Source organism: Microbulbifer maximicatervae (SeqCode) (assembly GCF_052467305.1).
On sequence record NZ_CP174306.1, the window covers coordinates 4,517,501 to 4,541,333 of the forward strand.

26 protein-coding genes (1 of these 26 only partly in view) are annotated in these 23,833 nt (G+C 52.8%); 13 read left to right on the forward strand and 13 right to left on the reverse strand.

The annotated features are described in order from the left end of the window. Positions 1–368, reverse strand: the 5' portion of a protein-coding gene (locus tag ACJJI4_RS19655) for an RNA polymerase sigma factor (RefSeq protein WP_444926217.1). 136 nt of this gene lie to the left of the window's left edge; 368 of the gene's 504 nt are visible here — the first part of the coding sequence; it begins with the start codon at positions 366–368; the stop codon falls past the left edge of the window. Positions 369–542: 174 nt separating this feature from the next. On the opposite strand from ACJJI4_RS19655, the gene ACJJI4_RS19660 reads away from it, so the two are divergent. The 3 genes from ACJJI4_RS19660 (at position 543) to ACJJI4_RS19670 (ending at position 2,724) form a co-directional block, all read left to right on the forward strand. Continuing rightward, positions 543–986 carry a MarR family winged helix-turn-helix transcriptional regulator gene (locus ACJJI4_RS19660; protein ID WP_444915221.1) on the forward strand — a complete coding sequence of 148 codons (444 nt, stop codon included), beginning with the start codon at positions 543–545 and terminating at the stop codon, positions 984–986. A 265-nt stretch (positions 987–1,251) separates the two neighbouring features. Continuing rightward, positions 1,252–1,674, forward strand: coding sequence for an organic hydroperoxide resistance protein (locus tag ACJJI4_RS19665; RefSeq protein WP_444926218.1), 423 nt, complete (start codon positions 1,252–1,254; stop codon positions 1,672–1,674). Positions 1,675–1,704: 30 nt separating this feature from the next. Beyond that, a complete protein-coding gene (locus ACJJI4_RS19670; protein WP_444926219.1) occupies positions 1,705–2,724 on the forward strand; it encodes an alpha/beta hydrolase in 1,020 nt (339 codons plus the stop codon). 42 nt (positions 2,725–2,766) lie between these two features. Here ACJJI4_RS19670 and ACJJI4_RS19675 read toward each other — a convergent pair whose 3' ends face one another. From ACJJI4_RS19675 to hutI, 5 genes are all read right to left on the reverse strand, one after another. Then, positions 2,767–3,168 (reverse strand): RidA family protein, encoded by a 402-nt coding sequence (locus tag ACJJI4_RS19675; RefSeq protein WP_444895747.1) that lies wholly within the window; start codon positions 3,166–3,168, stop codon positions 2,767–2,769. Positions 3,169–3,259: 91 nt separating this feature from the next. After that, positions 3,260–4,159, reverse strand: a complete 900-nt coding sequence (locus ACJJI4_RS19680) for a LysR family transcriptional regulator (RefSeq protein ID WP_444926220.1) — start codon at positions 4,157–4,159, stop codon at positions 3,260–3,262. 131 nt (positions 4,160–4,290) lie between these two features. After that, entirely contained in the window at positions 4,291–5,253 is a 963-nt protein-coding gene (gene hutG / locus ACJJI4_RS19685) for a formimidoylglutamase (protein ID WP_444926221.1), read from the reverse strand. A 287-nt stretch (positions 5,254–5,540) separates the two neighbouring features. After that, entirely contained in the window at positions 5,541–6,656 is a 1,116-nt protein-coding gene (locus ACJJI4_RS19690; RefSeq protein WP_444926222.1) for a heparan-alpha-glucosaminide N-acetyltransferase domain-containing protein, read from the reverse strand. Between the two features lie 481 nt (positions 6,657–7,137). Further along, positions 7,138–8,367 (reverse strand): imidazolonepropionase, encoded by a 1,230-nt coding sequence (gene hutI, locus ACJJI4_RS19695; protein WP_413663744.1) that lies wholly within the window; start codon positions 8,365–8,367, stop codon positions 7,138–7,140. A 187-nt stretch (positions 8,368–8,554) separates the two neighbouring features. Between hutI and hutC the strand changes: the two genes are divergently transcribed. From hutC to ACJJI4_RS19725, 6 genes are all read left to right on the forward strand, one after another. Then, complete coding sequence (gene hutC / locus ACJJI4_RS19700; protein WP_282930784.1) at positions 8,555–9,265, forward strand: histidine utilization transcriptional repressor HutC; 711 nt, start codon at positions 8,555–8,557, stop codon at positions 9,263–9,265. Next, positions 9,184–11,031 (forward strand): urocanate hydratase, encoded by a 1,848-nt coding sequence (hutU, locus tag ACJJI4_RS19705; protein WP_444926223.1) that lies wholly within the window; start codon positions 9,184–9,186, stop codon positions 11,029–11,031. The genes hutC and hutU overlap by 82 nt, the downstream gene beginning before the upstream one ends. A 138-nt stretch (positions 11,032–11,169) precedes the next feature. Beyond that, positions 11,170–12,720, forward strand: a complete 1,551-nt coding sequence (gene hutH / locus ACJJI4_RS19710) for a histidine ammonia-lyase (RefSeq protein ID WP_444926224.1) — start codon at positions 11,170–11,172, stop codon at positions 12,718–12,720. A 280-nt stretch (positions 12,721–13,000) separates the two neighbouring features. Continuing rightward, entirely contained in the window at positions 13,001–13,333 is a 333-nt protein-coding gene (locus ACJJI4_RS19715) for a hypothetical protein (RefSeq protein ID WP_282930781.1), read from the forward strand. A gap of 95 nt (positions 13,334–13,428) precedes the next feature. Beyond that, positions 13,429–13,929: a hypothetical protein gene (locus ACJJI4_RS19720; RefSeq protein ID WP_282930780.1), complete on the forward strand. Its 501-nt coding sequence runs from the start codon at positions 13,429–13,431 to the stop codon at positions 13,927–13,929. Positions 13,930–14,168: 239 nt separating this feature from the next. Further along, positions 14,169–14,345: a hypothetical protein gene (locus tag ACJJI4_RS19725; protein WP_413663747.1), complete on the forward strand. Its 177-nt coding sequence runs from the start codon at positions 14,169–14,171 to the stop codon at positions 14,343–14,345. A gap of 40 nt (positions 14,346–14,385) precedes the next feature. On the opposite strand, the gene pyk is transcribed toward ACJJI4_RS19725, so the two are convergent. Then, positions 14,386–15,822 carry a pyruvate kinase gene (gene pyk / locus ACJJI4_RS19730; protein ID WP_444926225.1) on the reverse strand — a complete coding sequence of 479 codons (1,437 nt, stop codon included), beginning with the start codon at positions 15,820–15,822 and terminating at the stop codon, positions 14,386–14,388. Between the two features lie 177 nt (positions 15,823–15,999). On the opposite strand from pyk, the gene ACJJI4_RS19735 reads away from it, so the two are divergent. Continuing rightward, complete coding sequence (locus ACJJI4_RS19735) at positions 16,000–16,473, forward strand: META domain-containing protein (RefSeq protein ID WP_413663749.1); 474 nt, start codon at positions 16,000–16,002, stop codon at positions 16,471–16,473. A gap of 64 nt (positions 16,474–16,537) precedes the next feature. Continuing rightward, on the forward strand, positions 16,538–17,098 hold the full coding sequence (locus ACJJI4_RS19740) for an META domain-containing protein (protein WP_282930776.1): 561 nt from the start codon (positions 16,538–16,540) through the stop codon (positions 17,096–17,098). A 90-nt stretch (positions 17,099–17,188) separates the two neighbouring features. On the opposite strand, the gene smrA is transcribed toward ACJJI4_RS19740, so the two are convergent. The 6 genes from smrA to ACJJI4_RS19770 all read right to left on the reverse strand — a co-directional run bounded on the left by smrA (position 17,189) and on the right by ACJJI4_RS19770 (position 20,596). Beyond that, the gene (gene smrA, locus ACJJI4_RS19745; protein ID WP_444892318.1) at positions 17,189–17,776 is read right to left on the reverse strand and encodes a DNA endonuclease SmrA; all 588 of its coding nucleotides are present in this window, start codon (positions 17,774–17,776) and stop codon (positions 17,189–17,191) included. Between the two features lie 18 nt (positions 17,777–17,794). Then, positions 17,795–18,658, reverse strand: coding sequence for an SDR family oxidoreductase (locus tag ACJJI4_RS19750; RefSeq protein ID WP_282930774.1), 864 nt, complete (start codon positions 18,656–18,658; stop codon positions 17,795–17,797). Continuing rightward, complete coding sequence (locus ACJJI4_RS19755) at positions 18,651–19,103, reverse strand: acyl-CoA thioesterase (RefSeq protein WP_444895739.1); 453 nt, start codon at positions 19,101–19,103, stop codon at positions 18,651–18,653. Before ACJJI4_RS19755 ends, ACJJI4_RS19750 begins: the two co-directional genes overlap by 8 nt. Before the next feature lie 133 nt (positions 19,104–19,236). Next, entirely contained in the window at positions 19,237–19,728 is a 492-nt protein-coding gene (gene secB, locus ACJJI4_RS19760; protein ID WP_282930772.1) for a protein-export chaperone SecB, read from the reverse strand. A gap of 160 nt (positions 19,729–19,888) precedes the next feature. Beyond that, a complete protein-coding gene (grxC, locus tag ACJJI4_RS19765) occupies positions 19,889–20,149 on the reverse strand; it encodes a glutaredoxin 3 (RefSeq protein ID WP_444926226.1) in 261 nt (86 codons plus the stop codon). Positions 20,150–20,179: 30 nt separating this feature from the next. After that, positions 20,180–20,596 carry a rhodanese-like domain-containing protein gene (locus tag ACJJI4_RS19770; RefSeq protein WP_282930770.1) on the reverse strand — a complete coding sequence of 139 codons (417 nt, stop codon included), beginning with the start codon at positions 20,594–20,596 and terminating at the stop codon, positions 20,180–20,182. Between the two features lie 216 nt (positions 20,597–20,812). On the opposite strand from ACJJI4_RS19770, the gene gpmI reads away from it, so the two are divergent. Together gpmI and ACJJI4_RS19780 are read left to right on the forward strand one after the other, a co-directional pair. Next, on the forward strand, positions 20,813–22,360 hold the full coding sequence (gpmI, locus tag ACJJI4_RS19775) for a 2,3-bisphosphoglycerate-independent phosphoglycerate mutase (protein ID WP_444926227.1): 1,548 nt from the start codon (positions 20,813–20,815) through the stop codon (positions 22,358–22,360). Then, positions 22,360–23,487, forward strand: coding sequence for a murein hydrolase activator EnvC family protein (locus ACJJI4_RS19780; RefSeq protein WP_444926228.1), 1,128 nt, complete (start codon positions 22,360–22,362; stop codon positions 23,485–23,487). The genes gpmI and ACJJI4_RS19780 overlap by 1 nt, the downstream gene beginning before the upstream one ends. Positions 23,488–23,833 lie beyond the last annotated feature (346 nt).

The window sequence follows — 23,833 nt, forward strand, 5'->3', positions numbered from 1 at the left end:
GTCTGCCGGAGTCCTAAGGGTAATTTCTGCACTGCACGAACCAGCTGTTCGGACTTGCGTTCAGCTACCAGTCGCTCTGCCGGGCCCGGCTGGTGGTCCTCAAGCTCCAGTAATTCATCATCACTCCCATGATAAGGTTTCCTACGGGTCAGCTCGGTCACACAGCGGTTATGTGCGATACGATATACAAAGGTTTTTAAGCTAGCATCACCGCGAAATGTCGGCAGGGCCCGCCAGAGCCCCAGCCAGATTTCCTGTAACAGGTCATCATGCTCGGCTTTTGATCGCACATAGCTATGTACCAGCCGGGAAACCCCTTCGGTATATTCCGTAGTCGCTTGTTGAAATAATTGATCCCGTAATTCCACCGGCCACTCCATCGTCTATGAAAATTACTGTACCGGCTTCAAATAAAACCTTACAAAAAGTTTCGCTGCTCTCGATTGGCAGTATGTGTCGGTTCTGGAACAATGAAGGAGCGTGGTAAGTCCATACTTGCGCTACACTGGCGCAAAACTGCCACCGGTAAGTAGGGTGTGCCTATGGCCAAGTCCATAAACGAAGACCAAAAACTCGATAACCAACTTTGCTTCAGCCTTTATTCTGCCTCCCTGGCAATGAGCAAAATGTACAAGCCTCTATTGGAGACACTGGGAATAACCTATCCCCAATACTTGATGATGCTGGTACTCTGGGAAGACGACGGAATCACCGCTACGGAGCTGAGTCTGCGGCTTGGCCAGGATAAGGGTGCCCTAACGCCAGTTATCAAACGATTGGAGAATCAAAATCTGATCAACCGCCACCGAGACCCGGAGGACGAGCGTCGAGTCATTATCGAGCTGACTGATACCGGTAGGTCGATGCAAAAAGAAGCTGCTTCAATTCCCACTCAAGTGCTGAATGCCTGTGGCTTGAATCCTCAGTCTGCACGAGCGCTAAAGGCGCAAATAGAGACGCTTCGCCAATATTTAGCGAACCCTTAATCTTTCCCTCTTTTTATCGCCCCGCCATTAGCGGGGCCCCGCTTTGACTCCATTTGTTATAGCTATCGCCCTTATAGAGATATTTAATTATCGCAATAATAGTTATCGCAATAACTTTATCTGGCGCCCAAGCTGACGCGCTATTTAGAAGCTGACTTAGAAATCCGGACTACTACCCCCAGCTCAATAAATCCAGCGGGAAAAGGACTGGACTCCATTCCAGGCGGCTTCTGACAGACAAACACACATCAATGAGGACAGGTTAATGCAAACAGTTTACACCGCAGTAGCAACCGCAAATGGCGGCCGTGATGGCGAAGCTCAATCATCAGATGGAAAGTTAAGCGTCAAGCTCAGTATTCCCAAAGAGCTTGGCGGCCCCGGTGGCGATGGCACCAACCCAGAGCAACTGTTTGCTGCGGGTTACTCTGCCTGCTTTATTGGCGCTCTTAAGTTTGTCGCCGGTAAAGAGAAAGTAAAAGTCCCGGAAGAAACCACTGTGCGCGCTGAAGTTGGAATCGGCCCCCAGGGTAAGGGGTTCGGTCTGGATATTGACCTCTACATCGATCTTCCTGGCCTCGATCAGGCGACGGCAGAAAAAATTGCCAGCACCGCTCACGAAGAAGTTTGCCCTTATTCCAATGCAACCCGAGGCAATGTTGATGTGCGCCTGCACATATCCGCTTAAGCAACCGGTAGAGAGTTGAAGGTATCCGTTATGAATGGCTTAAAAATTTCCAAGCTGGCACTACCCCTTTTCTTTGCTCTTGGTATGGCTTCTGCATCTGCTTCTATTTCCCCTGGTGTGGAGAAAAGTACCCAGGGGTTCCTTCAAGCACTGGCGCAAGGTGGCGGCAAACCCATTGAGCAACTATCACCAAAAGATGCCCGCGCCGTCCTGGTCGGAGCCCAAGAGGGTGCGCAATTGCCGCCCGCTGAAGTCAACAAGAAAACCATTACGGTTAATGGCGAAAAGCTGGAACTGACTATCGTTAAACCGAAAAACACCCGGGGCCAGATTCCCGCCTTTATGTATTTCCACGGCGGAGGCTGGGTCTTGGGTGACTACCCAACCCACGAACGCTTGATCCGCGATCTGGTTCAACGCTCCGGCGCCGCTGCGGTATATGTGGATTACACCCCATCTCCAGAGGCCAAGTACCCGACTGCAATTAACCAGGCTTATGCGGCTACCCAGTGGGTCGCGGAGAATGGCGAAAAGATCGGTGTCGACGGTTCCCGTCTTGCCGTGGCCGGTAACAGTGTCGGTGGCAATATGGCAGCCGTGGTTGCCTTGATGGCGAAAGAGAAAGGAACACCGGATCTGCAATTCCAACTGCTGCTCTGGCCGGTTACCGATGCCAACTTCAACAACGCTTCTTACAAGCAGTTCGCCCAGGATCACTTCCTGACACGAGATATGATGAAGTGGTTCTGGGATAACTACACTACCGACCCCAAACAGCGCAACGAGATCTATGCTTCACCTCTGCGCGCAAGCAAATCCCAGTTGGTCGGCCTGCCTCCCGCTCTGGTGCAGACTGCTGAGATGGATGTGCTGAGAGATGAAGGGGAAGCTTACGCCCGCAAACTTAACGAAGCTGGTGTGACCGTAACCGCTGTTCGCTATAACGGCATGATTCACGACTACGGCCTACTAAATGCCCTGAGTGACGTGCCCGCTGTGCAGGATGCTCTTGATCAAGCAGGCTCCGAGCTTAGGGAACACCTCAAGTAAAACTTAAAAGCCCGGCAATGCGGGGCTTTTTTATTCAGGTACTTAAAGCAGCGTTTTAGCCACTGCCTCAATTTCTATCAATGTCTCTGGCGACGCCAGGGATCTGACTCCCACTCCCGTGATTGCCGGGCGAGTAGTACCCAAATATTTAGATAGCACGGGGACTATTTCCCCCAGATGCTCACTAACTTCTCCACGCACATAGATACGTAACTGCAAAAGGTTCTCTACCGACGATCCGGCCTCATCCAATACTGTCAATAGGTTTTGCATGGCGCTTTCCGCCTGAGCACCAACCCCTTTGTTTTTAACTTCACAATTACTATCCCAATCCACCTGACCCGATACAAATACCAAGCCTGTTTTGGTATCGACTCGGGCGTGGGATAGGCAGGAAGAACTGCCATCGTAAAGTGAAGAAGGATTAATATTCAGAATACTCATAACAGACCTGTACGCTTTCTAGCTTTTGAAAAAATCATAGTAGAAAGGCAGCTTTGCCAAAGCTATGGAGTAAAGCTTGTTACGGATACAATCAGGAAGCCATTGACTTCGAAAACCGTTGGTGCAGATCATTGAGAATCCAACTTACCAATGGATCATTTTCCACTCGGGGGTGAAAGGCGGCTACAACTTCGTAGCCAGGTGGATACTTGTCCAAGGTAATTTCCACCAAGCCTTCACAAGGCATCAACCTAGAGGGGATAAAGGCCAGAGTGTCCGTCCTTTTCAAGAACTCCTGGGCTATATAAAAAGAGGGCGCCGAGACAACAATCTCTCTTTTTAGACCTTGCCCCTCTAGCCAACGATCGGCTGAACCGCGCAAGCCTCCAACCCCTGGCGATGTAATCACAAAATCAGATTGCATCAACTGATCAATAGGGACCAACTCATCTAAACTATACATAGGATTAGCCGATACACAGACATAACGCTCATTAAAGAGCACCTGTGTATTAATTCCATCAGGCACATACCCCGCTGATGTAAAAGCTAAGTCAATTTCTCCCTGATGCATTTTCTGGGTGAGAGAAACGCTTTCAATATTAGTGACAATAAATTTCACTTTCGGCGCATATTGCCTGACCCTTTCGATCAATTCGGCAACAACCACTTTTTGCGTGTAATCTGTAGCAGAGATCACCAGGGTCCGGGAAGCCTGGCTTGAGTCAAGAGAGCCCGGGGCGGGAATCTCACTGAGTAACGTCAGCACCTGTCGAATTTGTGGCTCTATAAATTTTGCATAACTGGTGGGAGCCATCCCATGCCCAGTGCGCACAAATAGATCATCCCCAACTATTTTTCTAATCTTCTTCAGCTGCAAACTGACAGCTTGCTGCGAAACCTGTAGATGCTCTGCAGCAAGGGAGATACTTTCAACCCTGAATAGTATTTCCAGGGTTCTTAGGTGATTAATTTCAAGATCTTTGATCATATCAACTGCAAAAGTGGAGCTTTCTGCCAGTCACTTACGGCTGTGGATAAAGATTAAAATAGTGGTTTCTAATACTGAAGTTAACGCGACCTCCAAAGACATACAGGCCGCGCTGTATTATTAAAAAATACTCAGGGGATTTTTCTGGCCGCACGATTTGCAATTTGAAAACCTAAGCGGGCTGCGGTACGCGCACCATGATCCTCAATATCAAAATAGGGATTAAATTCAGCAATATCCGCCAAACAAACTTTATTGGATTCCAAAACGGTATCCAGCAAGACTTCCAGAAACTCCATGGAAACCCCCCTGCCAGAGGGGGCACTCACCGCTGGCATTACTGCCGCCGGCAATACATCCAGACATACCGTCAGATAGACAAAATCCACCTTCTCAATAAAATCGCGGATTCGCGCCTGAACAGTATTCAGATTCCAACTACTGATTTCACGATCCCGAATAACCTGGGCACCCAGCTCATCAGCTCTCTGGTAGAGAGCAGGCGTGTTGGCGTTATCCGCTGCGCCTACACAGAGATAATTAAATTCGCGGCCATTTATCCTGCACTGCTCTGCAATCTGGAAAAATGGCGTACCCGATGACCCCTTTGGCGCAGGTGTGCGTAAATCCAAATGCGCATCAAAATTGATAATACCCAGACTGCTCTCGCGGTGATGCTCGCGCATCCAGCGGGCAATCCCCTGATAACTGCCAAAAGCAATTTCATGGCCGCCTCCCAATACCAGTGGAAAGTGACCGGCACCGAGCAACTCATTGATACGGGCACCCAATAGCGATTGGGCAGACTCCAAGTCTTCCCGTTCGACTCTGACGTTACCCGCATCGTATAAGGGCGCATCAAAAGTTGCCGGCAAGTTCGCCATGGCCAAACGCAATATTCTCGGTCCCTTGGCCGCGCCAATTCGCCCTTTATTTCGACGCACACCCTCATCAGAAGCGAAGCCGAGAACAGCCAGGCCGGGAGGGTCATCCAATTGCAAAGGAGAAATCCGCTGGTGCCAGCGCTCACCTGCACGTCCATCCTCAGAGTCGGTGCGACCACTCCATAACTGCATATCAGCAAGTTGTAACATCAATACCTCCGAGGAAGATCTTTATTGGCTTCAAGCCCCCACTTTGTAGGCAAGTTGAACCGGAATATCCATTGGCCGTGCGCAATATGCGCGCACAAACCTTCGCACAGTGGGCTGTGGGAACTGTAAAGCCCCAACGCGAGAGCTGCCGATACTTTTGGAAGTAGACGATCAAGCAATGCCCTCTGCGAGTACCTTAAAATATGTCACGGAAAAGAAGCATTTAAGTTGCGCTTCTACAACACTAACGTGCCGCATTTTTCAACAGCACGTGTTGCATGTCGGTACTATACCGCAGACGCTGCTGGCTGCTCCATAGCTTTCCCTTTGTGGGAACGGAAATTAACCCAAGCTCGAGTCCCAAAATGAGAAAGAAGGAGTACGATAAACATTGCTGTTAACGTACTGGCCATACCAAGCTGCTGGGAACCAACTAACATTAATCCCCATCCAATTATCAACCACTGAGCAATATAGAACGGAGTTATGTTTTTACCCCAAAACACCATTACGTCAATGAGCTTTCTGTTCTTTACTTTGTTTAAGAGGAAATTACTAATCCAAAGCCAAAGGAAAGTATAGCCAATAAGCAGAATAATTAGACCTGGGCCACCTCTCATGTTTTCGGCAAAAAAGTATTGCGTATTTAACATGATTAGAAGACCACCTATGCTCATTAGGGCTAAGCCAATCCATATGCTGCGTGAGAACAATGCATCTATATTTTTTGTATTTTTAAACCAGTAGCCAACTGCCATGCCTGCGAGGGGATAGGCAAGCCAGGAAAATAACGGGAACATTACCCCTTCGCGCTTATTGCCAAAAAACAACTGTAAAATTTCGTCAATAACAACGGAGTTACTGCCGATATCCCAGACGAGTGAGGAGCCGAATGCTACGATAGCTGCCGCAGCGAGCCAGTATATAGGATGAGGCAAGAAGTGCCTGACTAGTGCACAAATAGCAAGCGCAAGGCCAGCAAACTGGAAAATATCTACCATAAGAAATTCACTCAGCGGTGTGTATTCTCCCAGTTGCTCTTGTGTGACAAGGCCAAACTGTAAAGAAAGCCACATAGGCACTGTGCCACGGGCGAAATTAAGTAAATACCCTATTGCAAAAAGACCAGCAGCACGAAACAAATCCTGTTTCAGACTCGGCTTCGAACTATAGCCAATGAAAATACCCATAATCAGCATAAATGCTGAAGCTGCCGGAGTTCCCGCAGATACCTGGATAGCAACACCAATAGCACTGTCTGCCACGTCTGTTCGTCCATAATGATATAAGACGTGAATAGCAATCATAAACAGTACGGCAATGCCTCGGGTCAGATCAAAGGCCAAAATACGAGGATTTTCTTGCGGGAGCACCACTGCTCCTGAAAGACTGGAATTACTCATTTTCAAGAGCTCCTAGCTTTAGAGTAATGAATTTAGTGTGCATTAAGTGATATAGAGATATTGCAAAGACAAGATGCACTTCCTGTGAAAATGTAAGGTATACAAAAATCCTTATTACTTATTTATCGGTTACAGCCCCCTGATCATTAATGTTAAGAGGGGACCGTTTATTTATTCCGATTGTAAATCTAAAGGAGCTTACAGTTTATAAGTATGCCCTATTTATCAGCCAACGCTGTGACATTGGCTAGCAGTTTCAAAAAGTGTCGCCCATTGTAAATACAAAGCGACACTCATGAACTAAAAATAAAGCCCTCGATAGATACTAAATAGAGATCAACATTCCAATTCTCAGATAATAATGGGCGCAAAAACCTTATAAAAATTGTTGATAATATTGTTGCTCATTTAGCACCAACTTATCCTTATTTCCGATGTACATCCACCCTAGGAATCAACTTACCCGACTCTCAGTTGCATATCAGCAAGCTGTAACATCGCGCCCCTCCAGGAAAATTCTTGCAGGCTTTAAAGCGCCAACTTCATAAGCGAGCTGATCCGGGGTATCCATCGGCCAAAGAACAATATCTGCTCGCAGCCCCTCGCGCAGTACACCGCGAGAACAGCACAAACCCAATGCCCGAGCGGCTGCACGGGTAACACCTGCGAGAGCTTCTGCCGGAGTTAAGCCAAACAGCTGACAACCCATATTCATCATCAAACGCAGGGAAGCGATTGGACAACTCCCGGGATTAAGGTCTGTAGCCAATGCCATACAAACCCCCGCCTCGCGTAATTTTTCAATGGGCGGAACCTGGGTTTCGTGCAGCGTATAGAAAGCACCCGGCAGGAGGACGGCCACGGTGCCGCTTTCCGCCATGGCCCGGACATCCGCATCGCTGATGTATTCAATATGATCTACCGATAATGCCCCGGACTTTGCCGCCATTTCAGTAGCCCCTGTACGCGCCAACTGCTCGGCGTGCACTTTTACTGGCAGGTCCAGTTTTTTCGCTGCATCGATAACTCTCTGGCACTGATCGACAGTAAATCCTATCGTCTCGCAAAACATATCCACGGCATCGGCCAACTGCTCGCGGGCTACAGCGGGCAATATCTGCTCGCAGATAAGATCGATATATTCATCGGCACGACCGTCGTATTCCGGTGGCAGAGCGTGAGCTGCCAGACAGGTCGTTACTATTTCCACTGAGTTGTGTTGCGCCAGGCGTCTCGCGGTGCGCAATTGCTTTAGTTCAGTATCCAGGTCCAGGCCATAACCGGATTTAATTTCCACGGTTGTAACGCCTTCGGCCATCAGGGCGTGCAGACGGGGCTCAGCCAACTTATACAGGTTCTCGGCACTGGCACCCCGTGTCGCCCGCACGGTAGAAATAATACCCCCGCCAGAGCGAGCCACTTCTTCGTAACTCTCTCCCCCCAGGCGACGGGCAAACTCCCCTGCGCGATGGCCTCCATATACAAGATGCGTGTGGCAATCGATCAGGCCCGGAGTTGCCCATTGACCTTCGCCATCAACAATGCGGTCTGGGGTGCACTCGGGCAGATCCCGGCGGGGACCAATCCAAACGATCCGACCTTTGGTTACCGCAATTGCAGCATCCTCGATAACACCGTAACCACCGGCAATGGATGGGTCCATTGTGGCGGCATTCAAATTGGTAATCAGCAAATCACAGCGTTCTGACATAAGCTTTTAGCGGCACGCTTTTCCTTTTAAACCATAGATGCTCGGCCCGATGACCGACAAACCAGTAACGGGCAGGATACAGCTCCCCTCTTCGACTTGACAGCCCGCAGCAGGAAAACCATAGTAGCCGTAACTATTCTTGTATATACAACAATATACAAGCCACGGAAGCACTGTACCTAAGTCTATGAATACTGCAAGTGAACCCCGATACGCGGCCATCAAGCGCCATATCCGCCAACAAATTGAGTCTGGCGAGTGGCCAATTCACTCCCAGGTGCCCTCGGAGAACCAACTGGCACAGCAATTCAGTGTGAGCCGGATGACCGCAAGGCGGGCACTCACCGAGTTAACCGATGAGCGCGTTCTGATGCGCTCCCAGGGGCTGGGTACTTTTGTCGCCGAGCCGGTGCCCGCCAGCTCACTGTTGGAAGTGCGCAATATCGCCGACGAGATCTCGGCCCGGGGGCACAGTTACAGCAACCGCATTCTGTTAGCTCAGCCCTGTGTCGCCAGCGCCGATGTAGCCCTGGCATTGGAAGTGCCCGAACAGGCAAAAGTGTTTCACTCCATTATTGTGCACTGTGACAACGGCTTGCCGGTGCAGTGGGAAGAGCGGTTTACCAATCCAGCCTTGGCTCCAGATTACCTGGACCAGGACTTCGCCCACACCACCCCCAACGCCTATCTTTCCAAAGTCGCACCGCTGACCGAGGCCGATACAACCGTCGAGGCCATAGCTGCGGAAGCCGCTATCGCCCACGCTCTGGAAATTGCCCCCGGAGATGCGTGCCTCCAGGTTTGGCGGCGCACTAAATGCAGTGCCGGCACCGTGAGCTTCGCGCGCCTGGTTCACCCAGGCAATCGATACCGCCTCGGTGCACAACTGAGATTCTAGTTATTGATTTATCCCGCGCGCCCTGGGAAAAGAAACCATCAAATCCGGGACGTGTGAATTTTTTTACGAGAAAAATTGACGAGGAAGCTATGTCTACCGACAAACGCCACGATCCCAGCCGCAAAATCCGCGCGCCTCGCGGCAGTGAGCTCAATGCCAAAAGCTGGCTCACCGAAGCTCCCCTGCGCATGTTGATGAACAACCTGGACGCCGAGGTAGCCGAGCGCCCGGAAGACCTGGTGGTTTACGGCGGTATCGGCCGCGCCGCGCGGGACTGGGAGTGCTACGACAAAATAGTCGAAGTACTGAAGCGCCTGGAAGACGACGAAACCCTGCTGGTGCAGTCCGGCAAACCCGTCGGTGTCTTTAAAACCCACGCCGACGCGCCCCGGGTATTAATTGCCAACTCCAATCTGGTACCCCACTGGGCTAACTGGGAACACTTCAACGAGCTGGATAAAAAAGGCCTGGCCATGTACGGCCAGATGACTGCCGGCTCCTGGATTTATATCGGCTCCCAGGGCATCGTCCAGGGCACCTATGAAACCTTTGCCGCCGTCGCACGCAAACATTTTAAGGGCGAAGCGAAAGGCAAATGGATTCTTACCGGCGGCCTCGGCGGCATGGGTGGCGCTCAGCCACTGGCGGCGACGATGGCCGGTTTCAGCATGATCGCCGTAGAGTGCGACGAAACCCGTATCGATTTCCGTCTGCGCACCGGCTATGTCGACAAAAAAGCCACCAGCCTCGACGAAGCGCTGCAAATGATTGAAGCCGCGATGGAAAAAGGCGAAGCCATTTCCGTTGGCCTGCTGGGCAATGCCGCAGATATTTTCCCGGAAATTGTAAAACGCAATATTCTGCCGGATTCGGTTACCGACCAGACTTCCGCACACGATCCTTTAAATGGCTACCTGCCCCAGGGCTGGAGCATGGAATACGCCGCAGAGATGCGTAAGAAAGACGAGGCCGCTGTAGTGAAGGCTGCCAAGCAGTCTATGGCGGTTCAGGTTGAAGCCATGCTGGAGCTGCAAAAGCGCGGCGCCGCAACCCTCGACTACGGCAACAATATTCGCCAAATGGCCCTGGAAGAGGGCGTGGAAAATGCCTTCGATTTCCCCGGCTTTGTGCCCGCCTATATTCGCCCGCTGTTCTGCGAAGGCGTCGGTCCTTTCCGCTGGGCGGCGCTGTCCGGCAACCCGGAAGATATCTACAAGACCGATGCCAAGGTTAAAGAACTGATTCCCGACAACCCGCAGCTGCACAACTGGCTCGATATGGCCCGCGAGCGAATTCACTTCCAGGGACTGCCCGCACGTATCTGCTGGGTGGGTCTGAAAGATCGCGCGCGCCTGGCGCTGGCGTTTAACGAGATGGTGGCAAACGGTGAATTGGAAGCGCCGGTAGTCATCGGCCGCGACCATCTCGACAGCGGCTCAGTCGCCAGCCCCAATCGCGAAACCGAGGCCATGATGGATGGCTCCGACGCCGTCTCCGACTGGCCGCTGATGAATGCCCTGCTGAATACCGCCTCCGGCGCTACTTGGGTATCCCTGCATCACGGCGGTGGCGTGGGCATGGGCTTCTCCCAGCACTCCGGTGTGGTCATTGTGTGTGACGGCACCGAAGCCGCGCGCAAGCGTATCGAACGGGTTCTCTGGAATGATCCCGCCACCGGTGTCATGCGCCACGCCGATGCCGGTTACGAGATCGCAAAAAAATGCGCAAAAGAGCAGGGCCTGGACCTGCCCATGCTGAACGACTGATTTTTTACCGCAATAAAAATACCGCCGGCGGAAATCTTTTGCAGCCCGAAGCATTTTTATCGGGCTGTACCACTGGCGTCTAACAGGCTGTTTTTCAACAGCCTGCTAAGCAGCAAATATTTTTTGGTGAATGAATTTATGTATCAATTGGAAATCGATCCCGGCCAGTTAAGCCTTGCGCAACTGCGCCGCGTAGCCCGCGAGCCGGTGCAACTGTCCCTGGCGAAAAGCGCCTATCCCGCTATCGAAGCCTCTGCCCACACCGTCGCCCAAGTGATTACCGAAGGCCGCACGGTTTACGGCATCAATACCGGTTTTGGTTTGTTGGCCAACACCCGCATTGAAAAACACGACCTGGAAAACCTACAGCGCGCTATCGTACTGAGCCACGCCGCCGGCACCGGCAACTTTATGAGTGAAGCCACTGTGCGCCTGCTGATGGTGTTGAAAATCAACTCCCTCGCGCGCGGCTTTTCCGGCGTGCGCCCGCAGGTTATCGAAGCGTTAATGCAACTGGTCAATGCCGGTGTCTACCCCGCTATCCCCGAGAAAGGCTCCGTAGGCGCCTCTGGCGATTTGGCGCCGCTGGCTCATATGAGCGTGGTGCTTCTCGGTGAAGGGGAAGTATTGATCCAAGGCGAGCGCAAGAGCGCCCACGAAGGCCTCAAAGCGGCGGGCCTTGAGCCCATTACCCTGGCCCCCAAAGAGGGCCTCGCCCTGCTGAATGGCACCCAGGCATCCACCGCCTTTGCCCTGCTCGGCCTGTTCGCCAGTGAAGACCTGTTCGCCGGTGCCCTGGTGACCGGTGCCATGACTCTGGAAGCCGCCAAGGGCTCGCGCCGCCCGTTCGACGAGCGTATTCACAACGCTCGCGGCCAGCAGGCACAGCGCGACGTGGCGGCAATTTATCGGGACCTGCTCGGTGAAACCAGCCAGATCGGTGATTCCCATCAATTCTGTGAAAAGGTGCAGGACCCCTACTCCCTGCGCTGTCAGCCCCAGGTGATGGGCGCCTGCCTCCAGCAGATGCGCTTCGCCGCCGAAGTATTGTTGGCCGAGGCAAACGGGGTTTCCGATAACCCGCTGGTATTTACCGACGAGGAAAATCCGGATAACTCCGACATTATTTCCGGAGGTAACTTCCACGCGGAGCCTGTTGCTATGATCGCCGACAACTTGGCACTGGCTCTGGCAGAAATCGGCTCTCTGTCCGAGCGCCGTATGGCCCTGTTAATCGACAGCAACCTGTCCGGCCTGCCGCCTTTCCTGGTGGAAAATGGCGGGGTAAACTCCGGCTTTATGATCGCCCAGGTCACCTCGGCGGCGCTGGCCAGTGAGAACAAATCCATGGCGCACCCAGCCTGCGTGGACTCACTGCCCACCTCCGCCAACCAGGAAGACCATGTATCCATGGCCACCTTTGCCGGCCGTCGCCTGCGGGATATGGCCGACAATACCTGTGGCATCCTGGCGGTGGAGATACTCGCTGCCTGCCAGGGACTGGATTTCCGCGCGCCATTAAAATCCACGGAAAAACTGGAGGCCGCCAAGGCAAAACTGCGCGCCCGAGTACCTTTCTATGACAAGGACCGCTACTTTGCCCCGGATATTGAAGAGGCGAAACAATTACTGAGCAGCGGCGCCTACTTAGAATCAATAGACCCCAATCTCCTGCCAAGTAGTCACTAAGTTAAAGAGCCTTCAGGGCTTAATTCGCACGTTGTGAGAGAACCTTTTTTCTCACAACGTGCGAATTTTTAGTGGTTTCACCCGCCTGCCGACCTTACCTTTTTTGACTCCGAACAAGTGGGTCTATCAAATCGAAACTGAAGAGTTTCCATCAACCAATACAGACCTGCCTCGGTATTCAGCTTTGCTAGAACATTTACTCTGCCTCGTGATGATTCACACGCCAAAAATGCTAGGCTGAATGTAGAAGTGTTACCCGCCAATAGGTGTGGAGGTCTTGATGAAACCGCTGCCCACTAGATTGCTGCGAGGCTCAGGTTGTGCGCTCGCCATCGCAGCAGGACTGGCTCTATCGGCCTGTAATGGAACATCCGGCTATCCCTGCGGAGGCAACGATTGTTCCGCCAGTTATTACGGATACAGCCCTTATTACAACAAGACGTATTACAACCTGCGTGGCCGCTATGCCCACTGCCACCCGGATGGCACCTGTCACAATATGCAGCACTGTAACTTCTACTGGGACGGCAACTTTTATCGCCTGAGACCGCCTGCGGTTGTAAATACCCAGTATCAAATTGTCGATCCACCGCCGCGCGCAAGACCTTACTAAGTCTGAGATTCTGTGCTCGCCTAGTTGGCGCGCCTAGGGGCTTGGCCCCTGCCGGGCCTCTCCGGGGGGAAATTCCACTTACCGGAGAAAGCACTATGAATAGAGCTGTAAAAACGGTGATTCTCACCGCCACGGTGTGCACAGCCCTAGCCCTGGGTGCCTGTGCCACCGATGGTTACTACACCACCTACACCAGTTACGGTGGCCCAAGTGGAGGGCAAGTCGCTTACACCTCCTCCTACGCTTATCCCTATGCCACGCCCAACTATTACGCTTCGAGTAATGTCTATTTAACTTCCTACAGGACACCGGTTTACCAAACCGTTGGTTTCACACCGGTGAATACCTATTATTACCGCGGTGGCTACGCCAGTTACCGATCCGCATCATTCCGCGGCCACCCTCGCTACCGGGCTCGCTATTACTATCGCGGAATGCCCTACTACAACCGTTTCTATTACCCTCGGTCGCCCCATGCCCGCTACCGGGCCCATCACCGAGGCTATAGAAGTTATCACCGCGGCGGTTATCGCGGCTACCGGGGCCATAGAGGCCACTATCGTGTTCGCGGTGGACACCATCGCGGTAGACGCTAACTCCAAGCTTTATTAGGTAACTAACCCCGCTGTAGCAAACCATCAAAAGACGCAGCGGGGTAAGTTAATCGCCAACCTCAGTGCAACCGCCCACTTAAATAGCCTCACCATCCAAGCTCACTGTCGCCACTTTTAACAAATTGGCGCGTTATACATCTCAATGACAGCTATTACCTCTACCCTGAATAAACAAGTTATTCGGGAATGCGTCACTCACACCACTCAAAGAGGTAACTGCGGTGCAGAAAATACTACTTATTCTGCTTGCCGTGGCCCTGGCGACAGGAGTTGCCGGTTGTTCGACAACCGCGCCCCAGGGAAGCCCAAAGTCATTAACCCTTGACGGTCAGAAGTTTCGCTGTGTTGAGCAGGAATTGGAGACCAAGGTACTGGTTAGATGTGTTCGTGCGGGGTAAGTTATTTGCACTGTGAGAATTTGTAATTTAATCGTTTGTATCAGGGCACGCGGACAATACGCAGGGTATCGGTGTGACCACCAATATCCTGTTGATAGCCCCGGGATATCAAAACGAAGTCCCCTGAAATTAGCAGTTCCTGATCCAGTAAATAAGAAATTGCTTTTTGATCTCGCAGCGGGCCGTCCATATTAGAAACATCCATTAATACAGGGTCAACGCCGCTGTAGAGGGCTACACGATTACAGCACTTTTGGTGCCGACAAAAAGCGTAAATAGGAATTAATGCACATACTCTCGACATCAATAACGCAGTATTTCCAGTTTCGGTCTGGCAAATAATGGCTTTAATTTCACGGCAATGATTCGCTATGATCATGGCGGCCATGGCGATACACGCATCACCCGCAGGGTAATCGCCGCGAAGGCTTTCCGGCGTGGAATAAATTTTACGGTGTTTTTCTGCCCCAAGAATCACTTCAGCCATATGCTTAACGGTTTCAATAGGATATTCACCTGCCGCTGTCTCAGCAGATAACATTACCGCATCAGTACCATCCAGTACTGCATTAGCCACATCGCAGACTTCTGCTCGAGTAGGTACCGGACTCGAAATCATCGACTCCATCATTTGTGTCGCAGTAATAACGACCCGATTGAGATAGCGGGCATAGCTGATTAAATGTTTTTGTACTCCCATTAATTCTGCATCACCAATCTCCACGGCGAGATCACCGCGCGCTACCATAATGGCATCACTGGCCAAGATGAGCTTCTCAAGGCGAGCATCATTGGATACCGCCTCAGCCCTTTCGATTTTGGCAATAATATGTGCGGTGCCACCCGCCTCTCTGAGTAACTTTCTCGCTTTGTGAATATCGCGAGCATCGCGAGGGAAAGAAACGGCTAAATAATCTACCTGTAACTCGGCGGCAACTTTGATATCCCGATGGTCTTTTTCTGTCAGTGCCGGCGCAGTCAGGCCACCTCCCTGCTTATTTATTCCCTTTCTATCAGATAACCAGCCACCATTTTCAACCTCGGTTTTTAATGACAGACCAATAATTTTTTTGATGCGCAAACTCAATCGGCCGTCATCCAGTAACAGGCAGTCTCCCTCATTACAGTCTTCTGCGAGTGCTTCATAATCAACCCAAACACCTTCAGGACTGCCACTATCTTTATCCCAATCCGGGTCCAAAATAAATTCTTCACCTTTGCGCAGATATATACGCCCATCAGTGAATTTTCCGACACGAATTTTGGGCCCCTGTAAATCTCCCAGCAGGGCAATATGTCTGCACTGACGCTCGGCTTCTTCACGGACAAATTTTGCCCGGCGCCGGTGATCATCAATTTTTCCATGAGAGAAGTTAAGGCGAACCATATCCACACCGGCCTTGATTAATTGCCGAAGTGTTTCTTCTTTATCGGTAGCTGGACCCAGGGTGGCAACAATTTTGGTGCGCCTGATCATATCGACGACCGTCCTTTAATCGATGGCCAAATACTATTTTTTTACATCAGTGCAAGCATAGCTTGTCACTGCTGTCGTCTCGTCACGGCAGCCAACAACTAAGCTTTTGTGAAAGCCGAAAAGTGGCTGGCTTGGGTGTGGGCTGGAGAAGGGTTTGTGTTTGGGAGTTATTCGTCGATGAGTAGGTTGGTACAAATATGGCTTCTGGGAGCCCTATTAGTTGTCGGCGGATGTCTAACAAACCGAATAGAAGAAGCCCAAGTTGTTCAATCTTCAGGCAGTATGGGAGCGGTCTGTGGTAAGAAGTGGCAGCTGGTACGCTTGCGCGTCAATGGTGGGGTGGTCGACATCCAGAGGCCTGCGGACTTTACCTTTGTGTGCAATCTCCAAGGCAATGTCATGGGGAGGAGTGGCATAAACACCTATCGGGGAGAGGTGCAGGTAACCGATAACGGGCAGTTACTTTGGGATACCTCCAGCTTTGTCTCTACCAAGATGGGCGGCCCCGAACCCTTGCTGCGGCAAGAACATGCCTACCTCGGTGCCCTCGCCGCCACTCGCCAGGCATTTACCAAATCGCGCGGGAATCGTTTGATACTTCGTGACCCCTCCGGTGATATCTATATAGAATACGTAAAGGCCGGACCTTGAACGCCGCCACAGAAGACCTGTAAATTTTTAGGTTAAATGTCGCAAAATCAATGAGAACGACATCATGCCACGTCGTGCTTTTTACTTACTACTGAGTATTATCGTATGCAACCTGGTGCTTGCAGGCTGCAGCACCCCCAATCCCCCTATTCCCCAACTCCAACGATCGGCTTGGTCTGCCTGTGAACACGAGTGGGTGCTATCGAGCTTGTACTACTCCGGGCGCACTTATGATTCAACCCTGAGCTGGAGCAGGTTTTGGCGGGATAGACCCTTTTTCAAATGCGATCAATTTGGTTACGTTAGGGGCAACAGTGGCACCAACCCATACCTGGGGCGCTTTTCTCTCACTAGCAGCGGTGCTTTCACCTGGGAGCGGATTCCCGCTATTGCGCGCATGGGGGGAGCACACCCCAGCGATGAACTGGAGATCGATTACCTCAATGCCCTGAGAAAGTCTGATTTGATTGTTATCGTGGGTAACAAGATGATGATCAGCAATACCGATGGCAGTGCCTATATTGAGTTTGAACAAGTAGACCGCAGCTACCGCCAGGCCCAACCCTATAAAAAAGGCGACCCATTGGGTCGCCAGAATGACAATCAAGAAGAATCAAAAAGATGAGCTTTAGGAGTCTAAAAAAGCACTCTTGAGGGGAAAGCCTCAGCGGCGCATCTTAATTTGCATAAGTGACAGAAAAGTTACAAAAGAACCTTAACGGCGTTTTTGATGTATCTCCAGATTCTCCTGCCGCTTGCGTTCACTCTTTCTCAGCAGCAGATAAGTCGCTCCCAAGCCCCCGTGTTGGGGTTGCGCACTGTGAAAAGCCAGTACTTCATGCAGCTGCGGTAACCAGTGATTGATACAGCTTTTCAATAACGCCGGCTGCTTACGCCCCTCACCCTTACCGTGGGTAATCAGGGCACAGCGCACATCCGCTTCAACACAATCACGGATAAATTCCATCACGGCCCTGCGCGCCATCTCCACAGAGTGGCGATGTAAATCCAGGCGCGCATCTATGCTGTATTTGCCCAGGCGCAAATTGCGATAGACCCCGTTTTGCACACCATCGCGCTTGAATTCCAACGGATCCCATGGCTCTACCAGATCAATATATTCACCGGACAGGGGGTTCATTTCCCGCTCTGTCAGGCGCGTGGCAGCGGCGCGGCGCTCCCGCAACATAGACTCAGATTGCTTCGGCTCCTTGCGCAAATTGACGCGGCGCTCCTGCGCCAGCGGTTTAACGTCTCCCATTTCACCGAGAGCGTCTTTAAATAATTTGCTGTCGCTGCTCACAAATACCCCCTGCCAGCGTCAGTCGAGAAATAAATCCTTGGTTAAATTGTCTGCATTGGCTGGATTGTGGGCATAACCGGTGAAATCCTTCACACCGCGCTCTGCCAACAGCTCTTCATCGATTAGCTGGCGACCGCTCAAGGCGACATCTTTAGTCGTCAGTATCTCGTAGGCCGCATCGGCCATAATCGAGGGCTTGCGGCTCTGCTCAAACATATCACGACTACCCACCGCAAATTCAATCGCGGCGGTGGCCACCAGTGTGCGCGGCCACAAGGTGTTCACGCTGATCCCCGCCTCACGCAGCTCTTCTGCCAAACCCAGGCTGAGAATGGTCATACCAAATTTTGACAGGGCGTAAGGAGCGAAGGGCCCCAACCACTTGGGCTGGATATTCAGCGGTGGGCACAGGCTGAGAATATGAGCGTTGTCAGCTTTTTTCAGATAGGGAGTCGCCAAGTGGGCGGTGAGATACACCGCGCGACTATTGATACTCTGCATCAGGTCGTAGCGCTTGGGTGGTGTCGACTCAACATTGGTCAGGTTGATCGCGCCCGCATTATTAATCACAGCGTCGATGCCGCCAAATTTTTCGGCAGCCTCCGACATAGCCTGCTCTACTCGCTGCTCATCGCGCACATCCACCTGCAGGGCCAGGGCATTGCCGCCGGCTTTCTCCACTTCCTCTGCCACCGAGAAGATGGTTCCCGGAAGCTTGGGATGTGGCTCTGCCGACTTAGCGGCAATCACGATATTGGCACCATCCGCCGCGCATTTGAGGGCAATCGCCCGGCCAATGCCGCGACTGGCACCAGTGATAAAGATGGTCTTGTCCTTAAGCGCCCCTGAATTGTTGGTCAGGGATACAAACTCTTCACTCATTTTTTTCAGCCTCCGGGGCAGTCACTGCCGGACTGTAAATTTCCTTGAAGATCGCCGGCATACGTTTTGGCTTGCCAGTGGAAAGCTCAATGCACACCATCCGCCATTCGGCCCGCAATACCAATGCCTTATCGGCGGCGCGAAACACCTGAAAGCGGCGAGTCATATTCAGACGCCCGTCCACCTCAGTGAGCCAGGTGCCAAACAGCAATTCCTCCCCCTCTCTGGCCGCCAGTATATAGTCATACTCGCCATGACGAATTGCCATTCCCCGGTCAAGCTGCTGATAATTCGTGACATCCAGACCCAGGGCTGCGCTGTGCGCCCAGGCGGTAGCCTCACACCAGCGCACATATTCCGCATTGTTGGCATGACTCAGACCATCCACATGTTTGGCGCCAACCGTCACTGTGGTGATAAATGGGTTTGGCAGATCCCACTGCATAAGCGGCTCCAGGTTTGTGCTGCGGTTGCGAAGGGGCAGTCAGTAAAGCGGAAGCTATCCCCGAGGAGATTACAGATATAAAAAAAGGCCCCGCTAAGGGACCTTTTTATCGTGCCAGCTGGGCTAAAGCGAATTAAGCGTTCGCTTGAGCGCCCTCTGCTTCTTTCTGTGCCTTATCGAGGGCAGCAGCGAACAGGGCGTCGAAGTTCACCGGCGGCAACATCAGTGCCGGGAAAGATCCTTTAACTACAGCGTTATCGATCACTTCGCGGGCGTAGGGGAACAGAATTTGCGGGCAGGCAGTATTCAGGGCCTGGGCCAGCTGTTGACCTTCCAGACCTTTGATACCGAACAGGCCAGCTTGTTTTACTTCCACCAGGAAAGCGGTGTCTTCTTCCAGCTTTACGGTGATAGTCAGGGTCAGAGCCACTTCGTACAGATCGTCTTCGATCTTCGCGGTCTTGGTGTTCAGCTCCTGATTAACCTGGGGCTTCCACTGCTTTTTGAAGACCTCGGCACCCATCGGGGTTTCGAAGGAGAGGTCTTTCAGGTAGATGCGTTGCATCGCAAATTGTACTTGTGGAGCCTCTGCGTTTGCCGCTGCGCCATTCAATTCTTCAGCCATGTTACAGCCTGTTCATTATAAAAAGTTTATTGATGCCTTCCGTGAGAAAGACTCCGGTAATAACTCAACAGTTGGGGCCTCGATAAAACGTTTCAAGGCCCAGACCGGATAAATAGCAAAAATTGGGGACCGCATGTTGGCGGCCGCGTCAGTTTTCCGCTTATCCCGCTGCTTTCAGCAATTTGTCGAGTCGGCCACCGCGCTCCAACGCCATCAGCTCGTCGCAACCACCTACATGCTTATCGCCAATCCAAATCTGCGGCACCGAGCGGCGCCCCGCCTTGTCAGCCATTTCTGCGCGCAAGCCGGGATTATTGTCCACAGGGATTTCGCGATAAGCGACACCCTTGCTATCCAGCAGCTGCTTGGCGCGAATACAGTAGGGGCAGAAACGGGTGGTATAAATGACAACATTCTGCATGACAAAACTCCGTCAAACTTATACTTCAGGTTAACCTTTGCCTTTAACGACAGGCAGGTTCTGGTTAGCCCACTCGCTCATTCCGCCCTGCAGGCGACGCACTTGGAAACCTTTCTGTTTCAGCATGCGCCCCACCGGACCTGCGTGCTGCCCCATCTTGTCAGCGACAATAATGGTCTTGTCTTTAAACGGTTCCAGCTCGGCAATGCGCTCAGCCACATCCCCGTGGGGAATATGCAGGGAGTCGACAATATGACCGGCAGTGAACTCGCTGCGATCGCGAATATCCAGCACCTTGGCTCCGTCGCTATTGATCAGCTTGGTCACTTCATGAAGTGATGCCGGCTCGCCAGACTTGAATCGCTCAGTCAAAACAAATGCGTAAAGCAATGCCACAAGCAGGCCGACCAACAGCCACTGCTCAGCTAAAAAGTCGAGAAAATCCACTTCGCCCCCAAAATCCTCAAGTGGTAATCAATAGGGCGCTACCGCGCCCAATGCCGGCGGGAGTATACACGATCATGGCGAAATTCTAATCAACCAAATCCCTCCGCCCCAGCCTCTTTGTAATCCGGCTTAAGCTAAATAACATGGTGAAATACCAGCCCCACAGGTTAAAATCCGCGTCCGCAATTTAACCCTTGGAAGAGGAATACTGTCGCTATGGCCGCTACGCAAGCCCCGCAAAAACGCCCCCTGGTCCTGCTGATTCTGGACGGCTTCGGCCACAGCGACAATCCCGAGCACAATGCGATTCACGCAGCCAAGTCTCCGGTTTGGGACAATATCTGGTCGACCCGCCCAAAAACCCTGATCCAGACCTCCGGGATGGCGGTGGGCCTGCCCGATGGACAAATGGGCAACTCGGAAGTCGGCCATATGACACTGGGTGCCGGTCGAGTGGTCTACCAGAACTTTACCCGGATCAACAAAGCCATCCAGGACGGCGACTTCTTCCGCAATACCGCTTACACCACTGCGGTCGATAAGGCTATCGCCAACAACGGCGCCGTCCATATTATGGGACTCCTATCCGAAGGCGGCGTACACAGCCACGAAGACCATATTGTCGCCATGATAACCCTGGCGGCACAGCGCGGCGCCCGCGCTATTTATGTACACGCATTTCTCGATGGCCGCGACACCCCACCGCGCAGTGCCGAACCCTCCCTGGCGCGCCTGATGCAGGTGTGTGACTCCGTCGGCAATGCCCATATGGCTACCCTGGCCGGGCGCTACTTCGCCATGGATCGCGACCAGCGCTGGGAGCGCACCGAGTCCGTTTACGACATGCTGACCCTGGGTACAGCAGAGCACAGTGCCAGTGACGCCCTGGCAGGACTGGCCTCGGCCTATGAGCGCGGTGAAAACGATGAATTTGTCGCGCCAACGGTGATTGGCGAGCCCGCTCCGATCCAGGACGGCGATGCCCTTATCTTTATGAATTTCCGCCCGGATCGCGCGCGCCAGTTAACCCGCGCTTTTACCGAGCAGGACTTCAGCGGCTTCGAGCGCAAAGCCAAGCCGCAGCTGGCGGACTTCGTCATGACGACCGAATACGCTGCCGATATCCACGCCAGCTGTGCCTTCCCGCCAGAAAACCTGGTCAACTCCCTCGGCGAGTACTTGTCTGCAGAGGGCAGAACCCAGCTGCGCATCGCCGAGACAGAGAAGTACGCCCACGTTACCTTCTTCTTCAGCGGCGGCCGCGAAGAGCCCTACAACGGCGAAACCCGCGAACTGATCAAGTCACCGGATGTGGCCACCTACGACCTGCAACCGGAAATGAATGCGCCAATCGTCACTGACAAACTGGTAGCGGCGATTGAGAGCGGCGAGTACGACGCCATTATCTGCAACTACGCCAACGGCGATATGGTCGGCCATACCGGTGTTTTCGAGGCGGCAGTAAAAGCCGTCGAAGCCCTGGACCAGTGTGTAGAGCGCGTCGTAAACGCCGCTCTGGCTACCGGCGGCGAAGTGCTGATAACTGCCGACCACGGCAATGTGGAAGAGATGTTCGACGCCAACTCCGGCCAAGTCAGCACCCAGCACTCCACTCTGCCGGTGCCTTTTGTTTATATCGGCGAGCGCAATGTGCAAATGTGTGACGGAGGTAGTCTGGCGGATGTAGCGCCAACCATGTTAGCGTTGATGGATCTGCCACAGCCGACGGAAATGACCGGCCAAAGTTTGGTAAAAATGGACTGATGAAAACTCTCGTACTCTTCCTGATCACACTGATTTCCCTACCCGCCTGGAGCCAGGCAGAGGGAGATGAGCAGGCGCGCCTGGCGCAAATCAAGCAACGCATTGAGTCCCTGCAACAGGAACTCAACCAGGTGCGAGGCCAGCGCGACCAATTGCTCAAGGATTTGGAAGAGAACGAGAAAGATATTTCCGGGCTGCACCAGCGCATAGACAAGATCAAACAGGATATGCGCAGCCGCTCGGACAAGCTGCGCGAACTCCAGCAGGAACAACAGCAACTGCAAGAGTCGCGACGAAGTATGCAGCGGCGGGTCGAGCAGGAGATCGCCGCCGCATACCGACTAGGCCGACAGGAGCAGATCAAGCTCCTGCTCAACCAGCAAGATCCACAGAACGTCGCCCGCCATCTCCGCTACCACGATTACTTCCTCCAAGAACGCAGCCGCATCATAGACACTTACCTGGAAACCCTCACCTCACTGGAAACCGTATCCGCCTCCATTGAGCGCGAGCGCGAAACCCTGAAAGCGGAGCGAGAGCAGCTGCAGAAACGCCAGAGCAAACTGCGCATCGCACAGCAGAATCGCAAGGACACGCTGGATAAACTGGCGGCGCGGCTCTCCGATGGCAGCGGTGAACTCAAGCAGCTCCAAGGGGATCGCACACGCCTGCAAAAATTGATCGACGAAGTAGGTCGCGCCATCGCCTCACTGGTAAACCCCAGCGAGCAAAAACCCTTTGCGCGCCAGCGAGGCCGAATGCAGTGGCCGGTTGATGGCCGCCGCGCCAATGCCTATGGACAGCGTCGCGCCAATGGCATCACCTGGAAAGGTGTCACCTTGCGCGCCAATGAAGGGGAGCCCGTGCGGGCGATCCACCGCGGCCGCGTGGTTTTCTCCGATTACCTGCGCGGCCACGGCATGCTGGTTATCCTGGATCATGGAGAGGAGTACATGAGTCTCTACGCCCACAACCAGTCCCTCACCCGCAATATTGGCGAGTGGGTGGAAAGTGGTGACACCATCGCTCGGGTTGGCAATAGCGGTGGACTCAGCCATAGCGGTGTTTACTTCGAAATTCGCCACCGGGGTAAAGCGCAGGACCCCACAGTTTGGTGCAGCTCCTGATCGGAGCTGGCACAGAGGGCATAATACGAGGCGTAAAATCCCGGGCATTTTCCACGCACCCGTTATAGAGCCCCCTCGCAAATCACAGCGATCGGGATTACACACCCGCCTAATGCTCCCCACTTCATCTCACGACTCCCGCCGCTGTGCTAATTAAATGAGAAAGCACCACGACGAAAAGCTGCGGAGTATCGGCTTTTTTATCGCCAAAAGAGAATAAGAGCGGGAGCCAACCCAGGTGTAAGACCCCTGGGCTTATGACGACTAAGATCGTGACACTGTAGAATTTGGCGTCCGCTTAGAATCCCTGCCAATCTCTGCGGTCTACACTTTCGCAAAGCAGCGA

Coding starts and splice junctions, on each gene's coding strand:
- ACJJI4_RS19660 (WP_444915221.1), top strand. CDS start 543: ATGGCCAAGTCCATAAACGAAGACCAAAAACTCGATAACCAACTTTGC.
- ACJJI4_RS19665 (WP_444926218.1), top strand. CDS start 1,252: ATGCAAACAGTTTACACCGCAGTAGCAACCGCAAATGGCGGCCGTGAT.
- ACJJI4_RS19670 (WP_444926219.1), top strand. CDS start 1,705: ATGAATGGCTTAAAAATTTCCAAGCTGGCACTACCCCTTTTCTTTGCT.
- ACJJI4_RS19675 (WP_444895747.1), bottom strand. CDS start 3,168: ATGAGTATTCTGAATATTAATCCTTCTTCACTTTACGATGGCAGTTCT.
- ACJJI4_RS19680 (WP_444926220.1), bottom strand. CDS start 4,159: ATGATCAAAGATCTTGAAATTAATCACCTAAGAACCCTGGAAATACTA.
- hutG (WP_444926221.1), bottom strand. CDS start 5,253: ATGTTACAACTTGCTGATATGCAGTTATGGAGTGGTCGCACCGACTCT.
- ACJJI4_RS19690 (WP_444926222.1), bottom strand. CDS start 6,656: ATGAGTAATTCCAGTCTTTCAGGAGCAGTGGTGCTCCCGCAAGAAAAT.
- hutI (WP_413663744.1), bottom strand. CDS start 8,367: ATGTCAGAACGCTGTGATTTGCTGATTACCAATTTGAATGCCGCCACA.
- hutC (WP_282930784.1), top strand. CDS start 8,555: ATGAATACTGCAAGTGAACCCCGATACGCGGCCATCAAGCGCCATATC.
- hutU (WP_444926223.1), top strand. CDS start 9,184: ATGCAGTGCCGGCACCGTGAGCTTCGCGCGCCTGGTTCACCCAGGCAA.
- hutH (WP_444926224.1), top strand. CDS start 11,170: ATGTATCAATTGGAAATCGATCCCGGCCAGTTAAGCCTTGCGCAACTG.
- ACJJI4_RS19715 (WP_282930781.1), top strand. CDS start 13,001: ATGAAACCGCTGCCCACTAGATTGCTGCGAGGCTCAGGTTGTGCGCTC.
- ACJJI4_RS19720 (WP_282930780.1), top strand. CDS start 13,429: ATGAATAGAGCTGTAAAAACGGTGATTCTCACCGCCACGGTGTGCACA.
- pyk (WP_444926225.1), bottom strand. CDS start 15,822: ATGATCAGGCGCACCAAAATTGTTGCCACCCTGGGTCCAGCTACCGAT.
- ACJJI4_RS19735 (WP_413663749.1), top strand. CDS start 16,000: ATGAGTAGGTTGGTACAAATATGGCTTCTGGGAGCCCTATTAGTTGTC.
- ACJJI4_RS19740 (WP_282930776.1), top strand. CDS start 16,538: ATGCCACGTCGTGCTTTTTACTTACTACTGAGTATTATCGTATGCAAC.
- ACJJI4_RS19750 (WP_282930774.1), bottom strand. CDS start 18,658: ATGAGTGAAGAGTTTGTATCCCTGACCAACAATTCAGGGGCGCTTAAG.
- ACJJI4_RS19755 (WP_444895739.1), bottom strand. CDS start 19,103: ATGCAGTGGGATCTGCCAAACCCATTTATCACCACAGTGACGGTTGGC.
- secB (WP_282930772.1), bottom strand. CDS start 19,728: ATGGCTGAAGAATTGAATGGCGCAGCGGCAAACGCAGAGGCTCCACAA.
- grxC (WP_444926226.1), bottom strand. CDS start 20,149: ATGCAGAATGTTGTCATTTATACCACCCGTTTCTGCCCCTACTGTATT.
- gpmI (WP_444926227.1), top strand. CDS start 20,813: ATGGCCGCTACGCAAGCCCCGCAAAAACGCCCCCTGGTCCTGCTGATT.
- ACJJI4_RS19780 (WP_444926228.1), top strand. CDS start 22,360: ATGAAAACTCTCGTACTCTTCCTGATCACACTGATTTCCCTACCCGCC.